Raw genomic sequence first — 11,260 nt, 5'->3', positions numbered from 1 at the left:
CCTTAGGGCTATCGCGGTTATCTTAGTGATAATCTTCCACATGAATGGAAGTTGGATACCTGGAGGGTTCATCGGTGTTGATGTCTTTTTTGTTATTTCAGGTTATATCATCACCTCTGCTATTTACCCACAAATACTAGCTAAACAGTTTTCATTTAATGAATTTTACGTTAAACGAATCAAGCGGATATTACCGCTTTTTTACGTTGTATCATTAACCAGCTTAGTTCTCTCGTATTTGTTGTACACACCGAATGATTTTGCAAGCTTTGCTGATAGTTGGCGCTATGCGAGTTCATTTATAGCCAATATATATTTCGAAAGGCTATCTGGGTATTTTGCTCCCACCTCTGAGACGCTTCCATTACTTCATACATGGTCTCTGTCTATTGAAGAGCAGTTTTACTTTGTTTGGCCGTTAGTACTACTTATTTCTGCTCGTTTTTTAGGGAATAAACTATTCGCAGTAGTGATGGCAATTACTGTGGTGGTTCTACTTGCTTACTCTGAATTTATATCTGTGACCAGCCCTGGTGCTGGGTATTACCTAATTCAGAGCCGAGGGTTTGAGCTTTTAATTGGTGCATTATTATCAATTCTTTTTTTCTACAAGAGAAAAGGCGAAGTATCACTACCAAAGCCAGCTTATCAACTAAGTGGGATTATCGGTTTCAGCAGTCTGTTTGCTTTGGCTTTTTTCCTTGATAAGGATAGTGTTTTTCCTGGTGTTAATGCACTTTGGGTAGCATTGGCTTCAGCTATGATTATCTTGTCTGGTGAGTCTAAGGCGACCTGGGTTTCGTCAGTGTTGAGTCAGAAACCAGTCGTTCTTGTTGGGCGCTTATCTTATTCGCTGTATTTGTGGCACTGGCCAGTGCTCGCGTTTTATCGATACTATAATGATACTTTCACAGCCTTAGATGCTTTGATATGTGGTCTGATAACGGTAGTTCTTTCGATAGCGTCTTGGCAATTAATAGAAAACCCCTTACGCCACTTAAACCTAAAAAAACGTTGGGTATATTTATTCTATTTCGTTCTTCCAGTTACGATTTCTATTATTGCTGCAAAAAACATTGCCTCCAACGATGGCTACCCTGAGCGCTTCACTGATAAAGCTTTACGTTTATATCAAATCTCCAGTTATACCTATGATGAAGAGAAATACCTTCAGCCTTTGAAGGATAAATCAGAACCATTTGAACCTTATATTATTGGTGATGAGAGCAAGCCAATTAATACTATTATTTGGGGAGACTCCCATGCGGGTCACTTCAGAAGCTTTGTGGATGAAGTAGGTAATGAGTTTGGGTTTTCTTCACTCATTGCTGGTTCTGCTGGCTGCCCTCCCTTGCTGGGAAGTGACCTGATCAAACATGGTGAACCTGAAGCACCATGTACAAATAGAAACAATCGTTTTAAAGAGGCTATTGAAAAGACAAAACCGGCAGTGGTTTTCCTTGCTGCACGTTGGGCGATGTACACAGAAACCACTAGAGCCAATGGAGAAAGAGGGAGTCGTGTATATTTAGGGGATAGTTCAGATTATTCAGAATCTATAAATAATAGTCGTCGTGCGTTTAACCTTGGATTGCAGAATACGGTAGAGTTTTTATTGGAAAATGAAATCGTCCCTGTACTTTTTGAACAAGCTCCGTCTTATTCATTTAAGCCTAGTAATTGCCTAATGAAGAACTTAGCCTATTCCTGGAAGGTTAGTAGCTCATGCGATTTGCCTATTGGTGATATGGAAAGTAGGCAGGAGTACTCAAATCAAGTTGTTCGAGATATTGCCAGTAAGTACCCTGAAGTTTTGCTCATTCCGACAGTTTCTCTGATGTGTGATGGTGAAGAGTGTAAAAGTAATGATAATGGGGTTCCCTTTTATCATGACAATAACCACTTAAATTCACAGGGAGCTAGAATTCTTGCTCGCAAGTGGCTTGAGACAAACACTTACCAAGCTGAAATACTAGAAGATGAGTTGGGAGGGCGTGGTGAAAAATAGTGAAATTACCTTTGTTATTCAAGGCCCCGTATCAGAAGTAAGAACTAGCGAATCAATTGACGCTATCAAAAAGAATTTTCCGGGTTGCCAAATTATCCTCTCTACCTGGAAAGGTGAAAGCATAAATGGGCTACAGGTTGATGAGGTACTCTTTAATGATGATCCTGGAGCAAGCATATTTGTTTATAACAAAAAGAATGAGCCAGTTTACGTCAACATTAATCGTCAAATAGTGTCATCTCTAGAAGGACTTCGTCGCGTAAAAACCAAATATGCTGTTAAGCTTAGAGCTGATAACATACTTGAAAAAACAACCGTAAAAGAAATATTTTCATCGTATAAACTACGTGACGAAAGATTTTCAATTTTTAACAGTAGAGTTGTTTGCGCAAATTTCTGTGCTCGAGAAGTTGAGAGGGGCTTACATATGCCTTATTTCTTATCTGACTTTTTTTATTTTGGTGAAACTGAGGACCTGATCCGTTTTTGGGATACTGAGCTTTACTCAAACTATGAATTCGATTCAAACTTGAGTGGGAAAAAGCAACATGTGAACTACCCTAGAGATAGTATTCATGTGGAGCAGATGCTCTTTACTAGTTTTCTTAATCGTTATACACCCACGTCGATCTTTGATGAGCATGGTGAGCGCTCTGATAAGCTCAAGTCACGAAAGTATATGATTAATAATTTTGTGATAGTTGATGGTTCTACTTTAGGCTTGAATGTTCCTTTACGTTTGAGCCAGAAAGACAGTTTCCCATATAATTTCTTTACTTATAGTCGTTGGAAATGGTTGTATGAACGAGAGTACCAACAAGGCCTAAATGTAGACTGGAAGTTTAAAGTATCTTGGTATATAGGTAGGGTATATAGCTACCTACAAAAAGGGTGGCGATTGCAGATCCGGAAAATTGTGGGACGGATATAGTTAATTTGGTTATGTAGGGGAGTGTCCACTCCCCTATTTGAGAACTACTTTCTTTGGAGTGTATTCTTCCAATGCTGGTAGTGTCTGCTCGAAGTATTGGCACAGTTCAAACTCATCCATATCCAAGCTTAAGCCTTTAAAGTCAGCATAGTGGTAGTTCCACCACTTGAACGTTAAAAGCTTAGCTATTGTTTCTTGTGAAAAACGATATTTAATGATCTTTGCAGGTACACCCCCAACTACAGCGTAATCTGGAACGTTTTTAGTTACAACTGCATTTGCTGCAATGACGGCACCGTTACCTACTTCAACTCCAGCTTTTAATGAAACATTTTGGCCAATCCAAACGTCATTACCAATTATTACTGGTTTCGGTGTTGGTAACGCCTTGGTTGGAAAGGGTTGTATGGAGCCACCAAGAAAGCCTTCTTCATACGTTAAAGGTGATGTTGTGAAGGCATGTAGAGGATGCTCGACTCCAAGTACTTTCAAACCTCCAGAGATTGAGCAGTATCGGCCAACAATGGAATTTGGAGGGAGTTGTGAGTGTGTATACGAAAATGCTCCCATGCTCCATAGGTAGTTTCGAGACAAACTAAAGTGAGTGTGAGGCTCTATCGTAACTTCACCCTCAAGCTTTCGTACTTTGGTGAACCACTTTTTAATTACCACGTGGCTTTTCTTTAGCTGACGTAGCTCTTTAATGGTGAGAAATCTTTTGATTGTTTTCATCGGTTAACCTTTGAGAGTGTGCCCTAATTTTCCAATAAGCACCTTATACAGGCGGTAGAGCCTTTTGGCATCAATCGGCTTCTTTCTTTGTCCATTGAGATATAGCCAATCTTGTAAATCATATTCAAGAGCTAGATTGCCTCGCTTATAAAAACGCGCTGTGACGTCGAGACCTAGAGATTCTGGTTGGTCGACTATCAAGTTATTGGCAATAAAGTTTGGCCAGAATTCATCTCCTAACGCTGCACTATCCCCTGCCTTTGTATTGATATAGCATGGTCGCTTTATGAGGTGGGATATCCAATTAAGGCATAGGAATTGTTCAGTCGCTGGGTAGCGTGATTTGTAACCTGATTGTTTGCTAAAGCTTTGGCCATCAGGGATAAAGTGTTCGCCCCATATCTTTAAAAGATCTTCAGTTTCACCAAAATCAAATAAATCGCTTTTATGAAAGTGCGTAGCTTTACCTGCATGTGATGAAATAAAGAAAGCGCTACTGGTAACGACTCTAGAGTTTAAGAAGTTAAACTCCTTTTCTCTTGGTAGTCTCGCGTATTGCTCAAATAGTGTTATGAAGTTGCGGCCAGATAGTTTGTTGTCCGTTCTTAACTTTACTGCATACTTTGTTCTGACTGCCTTTAATCCCATATGTGTGCTATACATTTGGCGATTGTTATTAAGTTTTAGTCGCTCACCATCTTGAAGTATAAAGTTTGGGCCTGGATCGTCTAATTCAATGATTTTATCGAAATCAAGGTCGGACACTTCCTGTCCTTTCCAAGTTGAAAGAATAATTGCCGACCCTGGGAAGTAATATCGAATAGAGCTGAGGCATTGTTCTGTTATCCCCAGTAATTGTTTTCTATCAGAGTTTGCCTGAACAGGGCCTTGAACTACAAAGGTAATATCTTTGTTTTCTATTTTCATTTAACTATTTCTTCGTCAAAAAGTCAGTGTATTCATCAGGCACACCACAGAAAACCACTTCATCCCTTTTTATCAGGTGATAATGAATGTTTAGTCCCTTGCTGATCAATAGGTTGTAGATTGGAGCAATGTAAAGCTCTCCTTTCTCCCATTCTTGCTCTGGCTTATCTAAATATTCGTAATAAGCATCAAGATAATCTTGTTTTCGATTAAAATGATATAAACCAGTGCTGCAGAGATCTGAAATTGGGCTTTTCTCCGCAGTCTGAATAACTTGCGTTGAATCCTTGTTTTTTGGTTTAGCAAAAGACCAGTTATCACCAGACCCTTTAAATACCTCAAGGTAGCCGTCACTTTGTTGACTAACTTCTGGTAATTCGAAGTTGGGGCGGAAAGTATCAATGTTGAATACAGTCATTGAACCTTTATGCTCGACTCCCTTTTCCGCAAGTTGTTCGAGCCCAAGGGTGACGGTTTCGGCCTGCCCGCGAGTGTCTTCATTCAAGACAGAAATGTAGAATTCTTTTATTCCCAATTTTTGTGCCTGTTGGTGAACAAAGTTTGGGGTATCAAATACATCTTTCACGATGAATAGAAACGGAGTATCCGAAAAATAGGCTTGGAAACTCCTTACTGAGTGCTCAAAAAGAGTCTTTCCATGAGCTTCAAGCATATATTTAGGTTGAGTGTACCCTGCTTTAAAAAAGCGTGAACTCATGCCTGCCATTGGAATAACGATCATTGTTCTAATCTCTTTAATATCTGATGTAGTCTGAATGCATTCGCAAACAGTGCTTGTTGGCGTTTAGGGTCATCAGCATGAAGCGGCAGCATAGACAAAAATAGTTGAATTTGCATTGCATATAAACTTTGCGCAGAAAGATCGAACTGTTTTTCAATAAGGTCAATAAACATTTGTTGCGCTTGCCTATGCTGATTTTCCTCAGCAATATCTAATTTAATGTGACTCCCATCGATCTCTACATGGAAGTAGCCAGCAATAATCCAATCGTAAAGACCAAGAATAGAATGGCTCAATTTTGCAATATCGTATTGAATGTCACCGTAAATTGTCAAAGTTTCATCTGGTGTCATACCTCTAGGGTCGATAGTTTTTACTTTGCCCGCCCTGAAGTCATAAAGAATATTACTAAAGCAGAAGTCGCCATGGAGAACGGATGCAATAGAGTTTCCAGCAGGTAGGTGAGACTCACTATCTTTGAGGATTGTGGTTAACGATACTCCAGGCTGATCATTGAATATCCATTCTTGTTCTTGTGAGATCCCTAAGCCTTGGCAGTATTCGTGTAAACGTGATTGGGTTTTTTTACTAAATAGTTCATCAAGCTGGTTTGAAGGTTGTTCTTTTGGCGACTTTTCTGTAGAGCAAAGCGCAAGGAATTCTATACAGCAAGTTAAAATTTGCTGCCAAATATTGCTAGGTAATTTAGAGAAAACAAATAATTCGTTAAGAGCAGTTAAATGTAAGTACTCTAACCGATAGGAGACCTTTCCATCATTAGACTTAGTAGCACCTAGGAACTGTGGTGTATTTCCTTTAAGGGAAAAAGGAAGTTCGGAAAACCAATTGGCTTCAGCTGCGATCTTCGTACTTTTAATGCTCGACTTCTCAATCCATTTTGAATTGATGGTAAGTTCATTGAATGCTCTTTGAGTCGTAAAATCAGCCTTAGAGCGGTAATAGGTGTTTACATGCCCGAAGTCAAGCCAACCGTCTGATTGGATGGGAGTGAGCCCAATAATCTGATGATACTTATTAAGACCCTCTAAGAAGTTCCATTCACTTTGTGTGACACACTTAATAATGTCTCTAGGGTGACTAAACTTAAAGTAGCCGTCGACAATACGATGTGACTCAGTATTGTTTTGATTGTCTCTATCTTTTAACCAATGAACGTCGTCATCGGTAAGAACGGCCCAGTTATAGCTATCTTTAACTTCAGAGATACTGACTACATCATCACCTGTCGGCAGTTGCTTAAATAGGGTATCTCCATAGAGGATGTGCAGAGGGGTATCTAAAGAATGACCAGAAAGATTTAATGCCGCAACTAAAGATGCACCTAAGTTTAGGCCGTCAGGGGTCTTGATTAGCGTGACATTATTGGACTCTAGCCACTGGGCATCAATATCTGATACTAAGAAAGACTCTGGGATCGATAAATAGACGTCTGAGCGTTCGGGTGCCAGCAGAATTTGATGTTGAAAAAGGCGTCGGTTACCTAGTGGAAGGAAACTCGGCGGAATTTTCCCAAACTCTGATTCGAGCTCTTGGCCAATATAAGCGGCCGACATAATCAAGAACATGGTTTTTCCTTTGCGAATAGCTCATTGATCTCTTCGTATGAAAGGTTGGCAAACTCTGATGGTCGTATAGAACGGTCATCAATATAGAACCCGTCATGCCCACACCACGGTTTACCAACTAAAATCTCATCGTACGGGACGTTATGCTTATCCAGCCATTCTGTGATAATCGGTAATGTGTGAATATTGATTTTACCCACATTACCTTCGTAAGTTCGCATGTTGCGAGCGGTCGCAATCGTGATTTCAAAACCGTCTTTTTTATATTCTCTTAGCTTTTCAATGACATCTAACTTAGGTAGTACATTTTTGTAATCTGATGTATTGGCTTGGGTAAGAGTGCCATCTAAATCAACGATCAATCTTTTCATGGTTGCGATCTCCTATTATGAATTGGGTAAAATAGCGTGTAGGGTCTTTTTGAGGGCACCTTGATTCTGCTTAACAACTTGCAATGCTGAATTGCCCATGCGCAACCTGAGCTGAGAGTTGGAGAATAAGTGCGTTAATTGCTCAGCTAGTTGGGTACTATCAGATACAACAGTCGTCGCTTTTACACGCGTCAATTGTTGAGTTATATCTAGGAAATTATAGTAGCTAGGCCCTGTTAGGGTTGGTTTGCCTAGAGCAGCGGGTTCCAATAAATTGTGTCCACCAACTTTATCGCCAATTAAACTGCCGCCCATAAAACAAATATCACTCGCTGCAATAAGTGCCATCATTTCACCCATAGTATCACCGAGGTATACTTCCGTATCACCAGTTACCACCTCTTGACTGGTTCTCGAAATAGTAGATAAACCATTACCTTGGCATAGCTTTGTAACTGAGATAAAACGCTCCGGATGGCGGGGAACCAGTATCAGCAAAGCACTTGGTACTTTTTCAAGAATTTGCTGATGAGCTGAGATGATTTGTTCATCCTCCCCTTGATGGGTGCTAGCTGCAATCCAGACGGGGCGATCTATACCTAACGTTCGGCGTAAATTTTGTCCTTCTTGAATATTGGAATTACTAACATCTATATCGAACTTTAAAGAACCTGTAATAGATATTTTATCTTCAGCTACTCCGAGGCGTAAAAAACGATCTGCATCGTCTTGGTGCTGGCAAAGAATGTGAGACAAATTATTGGCGAGCAAGTCAAAAAGACGCTGTACTTTTGCATAGTGTTTGTAGGAGCGTTCAGACAAACGAGCGTTAAGTACAGTGATTGGGATATCTGCATTCGCAACAGTGCGCAGTGTATTGGGCCAAAGTTCTGTTTCCATTATTAGCAATTGACTCGGCCGTACTACTTTAAGAAAACCTTTGATAGCGAATGAGAAATCTATAGGCATGTATCGATGCTCGACTAAGTCCCCGAGTTTTTCTATTTGCTCCGCACCAGTTGGAGTGGTGGTTGTGACTACCACGACTTGATTCGGGTTCTGTTGCTTAATCGCTTTGATTAAAGGAGTGACAGCAATCGATTCGCCTACAGAGACAGCGTGTATCCAGATCGGTTTTTGGTTAGAAGCCAACTTTGGGGTAATACCAAAGTGTTCTCTCCAGCGATGCCCAATAGATGGTTTACCCTCTTTTTTCTTATACAATCCAAATAACAAAAAAGGGGCAATGAATATCAGCAGTAAAGTGTAGACGAACCTAATCAAGTTACTAGTCCTTTTTCTTTACTAGGTCTTCAGGTTTAATGTGAGTCCACTTACCGCGTGGCTTATCTATGTACTGGAAGTACTCATTGGTAAATGTGCCTTGAATACAGACATACTTACGATCTCTAGAGTTCACATCGTCTCTGTTACTTAATAACTCATCAAGAACGGTTGGGCCCGTACAGTGGTAAACACCCATGGATGGCTCATAGTGATTAACATTATAGACAGCCTGGCTGATAGCTTTTTGCAGATCTTTATTGTCTGGAGCTGAAGCTATGAAATAGTTAGTGAATCGAGTATTTTTGCCTATCTTGATGTATAGAGATCCATCATCTGTGTTGCCTAAAAGTTTATCTAGGGGCCAGACCAAAGTCGCATCAATGTCCATATAGACACCACCTTGCTGATTCAAAACGACTAGGCGCCAGAGATCGGCTTGAGCTGCACCGTTGGTCAGGCGCGAGTATGCATCATATACCTCAGGCGATGCGTTTTCTTTTAGGTATTCACCTCTAGCTTCCGTACTCACATAATTATAGTCACAGTTTAGAGACATTAATCGGTTGAATAAGTAATTGAGATATACAGGCAGTGAACATTGGTCAGTAAAGTTGGTTTGCCAAATTGTTCTCGGGATTTTTCTATCCCCAGAAAGTCGCACTTTTGCTGGAGAGTGTGCTGGGATCGTAAAACGATATTTTGGCAATACGAAATGGAATGGGTAAGACAACATTTTGAAAATGTTACCAGTGAGTCGGATAAGGCGGTTACAAACCACGATAGGAAAGTTGTTCATTTTATCTCTCTTGCTTCTACTTTGCATGTGTTGATCTCTAAATTAGAGCTTTTTTCACTGCATCAGTTATTTGTTCTGTCGTAGGAATGTCGCCGTTTGCATTCATTACAATGTCGTGTTTTTCATACAACGGAGTGTATCTAAATGGAACCGTTGCGTAAAAGATACCGACTGTCGGTGTATGTGTAGATACCGCAATATTTCGAATCCCAGTATCAGGGGCAACCACTAGCTTTGATTTAGCTATAAATTCAACAAGCTCATCAAGTGGCAAGCAAGGTTGAATTTCAAAGTTATCATTGCTTGTTAGCTCTTCTAGGTATTCGCCTTTTTCAAAGTCATTCTTACCCTCGAGGTAAATGTGCTTTACGTTCGGATTATCTGCTATTACTTTTTCCATAACTGAATACATTTGTTCTTTTGTTAGGATCTTTCTTAGCTGCGAGGCGCCGTTGAAGTAAAGAACGTAAGGCTTTTCGTTATCACATAACTCACGATGGTCAGGGTAAGCAAACTCTAAGGGGTGAGTAGGGTTATGACCAAGTAACTTGAGCATATCAAGCATGCACTCAACTTCTGGTTGAAAGTCAGAGCGGAATACTGCCATGTTAAATAGCGTCCCACATAGATATGGCTTATATGGGAAACCCATTTTAATTTTTGCTTTGCTGAAGGCCACCATCCAGTGGGAGCGGTTAGTACTTGCTAAGTCAAAAATGAAGTCTTGTTCACCAAGCTGTTTAATGTTTGCAATTTTATCTTTTAAAGTCGTTTCATTTTTTTTGTCTTTACCCGGCATGATCAATATGCGGTCTGCTAAATCTGACGGCATTCCATATTGATAATTGGATACGCCAACTAAAGTGATTTCAGCATTAGGAAAAAACTTACGCGCTTCAATCAGAAAAGGTCGTACAATAACTTGGTCACCTAGAGCTGCATGGCGTATCACGGCAATTTTTTTTACTTTTTCAGGTGAGAATTCGTTTTCAATGTAATTGCGTGCTTTCTTTGATGCATAAGCACCACGTTCAAACCATAAATGTTTCATTGTTCTTTTATCCAATAAATTTGTTAGTGGCGGCTAATACAGTGTTTGGCGATAATTTATTGAGGCAATCTAGGTGTCCTAGAGGGCACTCTCGTTTAAAGCAAGGTCGGCAGTCGATATCTGTATGGACGATTTCAAGTTTGTTTGTCAGTGGTGGTGTGTACTTGGGAGAGCTTGAACCGTAAATTGCGACAATGTTACAGCCTACCGCAGCAGAAATATGCATTAAGCCAGAATCGTTACTTAACACTGTGTGGCAGGCTGCTAGTAGATCGACCGCTTCTATTAAATTGGTTTTTCCTGCAAGGTTGTAACAGTGTTTTTGAAGCTCTTCAGGTAACTGCTGTTTGATTTTTTCTGTGACTTCGTAGTCTTTCCCTGAGCCAAAGAGCCAAATTTGTTGCCCATTCTCGATTAAGCTTTTTGCTACTTTTGCATAGTGTTGATCTGGCCAACGTTTGGCGGGGCCAAATTCGGCACCTGGGCAAAGGCCAATAATAGGGCGTTCAGTATTTAGATGTAATTTAGTGATGGCTGCTTCTTGAGCGCTTTTATCAACGGTTAATGATGGGCGAGCGCATGTTTCTAAAATAACGTCACCTAACATAGTTTGTTTTGATGATGCTAACGCAACATAACGCTCAACCATGAATTGGAATACACGTTTATTTGGACGCCTGGGCAAAGGCCAATAATAGGGCGTTCAGTATTTAGATGTAATTTAGTGATGGCTGCTTCTTGAGCGCTTTTATCAACGGTTAATGATGGGCGAGCGCATGTTTCTAAAATAACGTCACCTAACATAGTTTGTTTTGATGATGCTAACGCA

Annotated in this window: 10 protein-coding genes and 2 pseudogenes; 2 read left to right on the top strand and 10 right to left on the bottom strand. The window is 40.3% G+C overall.

Going from position 1 to position 11,260, the window contains the following annotated elements; all coding sequences use genetic code 11:
* On the top strand, positions 1 to 2,008 hold a 2,008-nt coding region (locus tag L4C33_RS15155), incomplete at its 5' end, for an acyltransferase family protein (RefSeq protein ID WP_428813255.1).
* Complete coding sequence (locus tag L4C33_RS15150; RefSeq protein ID WP_428813254.1) at positions 1,998 to 2,939, top strand: WavE lipopolysaccharide synthesis family protein; 942 nt, start codon at positions 1,998 to 2,000, stop codon at positions 2,937 to 2,939. The genes L4C33_RS15155 and L4C33_RS15150, both read left to right, overlap by 11 nt.
* Positions 2,940 to 2,972: 33 nt before the next feature.
* Here the strand turns inward: L4C33_RS15150 and L4C33_RS15145 are convergent, their stop codons facing one another.
* The 10 genes and pseudogenes from L4C33_RS15145 to L4C33_RS15100 form a co-directional block, all read right to left on the bottom strand.
* Positions 2,973 to 3,671, bottom strand: coding sequence for a CatB-related O-acetyltransferase (locus tag L4C33_RS15145; protein WP_428813253.1), 699 nt, complete (start codon positions 3,669 to 3,671; stop codon positions 2,973 to 2,975).
* Between the two features lie 3 nt (positions 3,672 to 3,674).
* Positions 3,675 to 4,598, bottom strand: coding sequence for a WavE lipopolysaccharide synthesis family protein (locus L4C33_RS15140; RefSeq protein ID WP_428813252.1), 924 nt, complete (start codon positions 4,596 to 4,598; stop codon positions 3,675 to 3,677).
* A gap of 4 nt (positions 4,599 to 4,602) precedes the next feature.
* On the bottom strand, positions 4,603 to 5,340 hold the full coding sequence (locus tag L4C33_RS15135) for a glycosyltransferase family 2 protein (RefSeq protein WP_428813251.1): 738 nt from the start codon (positions 5,338 to 5,340) through the stop codon (positions 4,603 to 4,605).
* A complete protein-coding gene (locus tag L4C33_RS15130; protein ID WP_428813250.1) occupies positions 5,337 to 6,926 on the bottom strand; it encodes a capsular biosynthesis protein in 1,590 nt (529 codons plus the stop codon). The genes L4C33_RS15135 and L4C33_RS15130 overlap by 4 nt, the downstream gene beginning before the upstream one ends.
* On the bottom strand, positions 6,917 to 7,297 hold the full coding sequence (locus L4C33_RS15125; protein WP_428813249.1) for an HAD-IIIC family phosphatase: 381 nt from the start codon (positions 7,295 to 7,297) through the stop codon (positions 6,917 to 6,919). Before L4C33_RS15125 ends, L4C33_RS15130 begins: the two co-directional genes overlap by 10 nt.
* A 15-nt stretch (positions 7,298 to 7,312) precedes the next feature.
* A complete protein-coding gene (gene waaA, locus L4C33_RS15120) occupies positions 7,313 to 8,581 on the bottom strand; it encodes a lipid IV(A) 3-deoxy-D-manno-octulosonic acid transferase (RefSeq protein ID WP_428813248.1) in 1,269 nt (422 codons plus the stop codon).
* 4 nt (positions 8,582 to 8,585) lie between these two features.
* On the bottom strand, positions 8,586 to 9,380 hold the full coding sequence (locus tag L4C33_RS15115) for a glycosyltransferase family 32 protein (protein WP_428813247.1): 795 nt from the start codon (positions 9,378 to 9,380) through the stop codon (positions 8,586 to 8,588).
* 37 nt (positions 9,381 to 9,417) lie between these two features.
* Complete coding sequence (locus L4C33_RS15110) at positions 9,418 to 10,431, bottom strand: glycosyltransferase family 9 protein (RefSeq protein WP_428813246.1); 1,014 nt, start codon at positions 10,429 to 10,431, stop codon at positions 9,418 to 9,420.
* Positions 10,432 to 10,438: 7 nt separating this feature from the next.
* A pseudogene (gene waaF, locus L4C33_RS15105) lies at positions 10,439 to 11,107 on the bottom strand (lipopolysaccharide heptosyltransferase II); the annotation flags it as partial.
* Positions 11,056 to 11,260: pseudogene (locus L4C33_RS15100) on the bottom strand (hypothetical protein); the annotation flags it as partial. The pseudogenes L4C33_RS15100 and waaF, both read right to left, overlap by 52 nt.

This window comes from Vibrio makurazakiensis (assembly GCF_050337375.1).
GTDB classification, from domain to species: domain Bacteria; phylum Pseudomonadota; class Gammaproteobacteria; order Enterobacterales; family Vibrionaceae; genus Vibrio; species Vibrio makurazakiensis.
The sequence above is the reverse complement of the archived record's forward strand: the minus strand, read 5'-3'. Positions and strand labels throughout refer to the sequence as shown.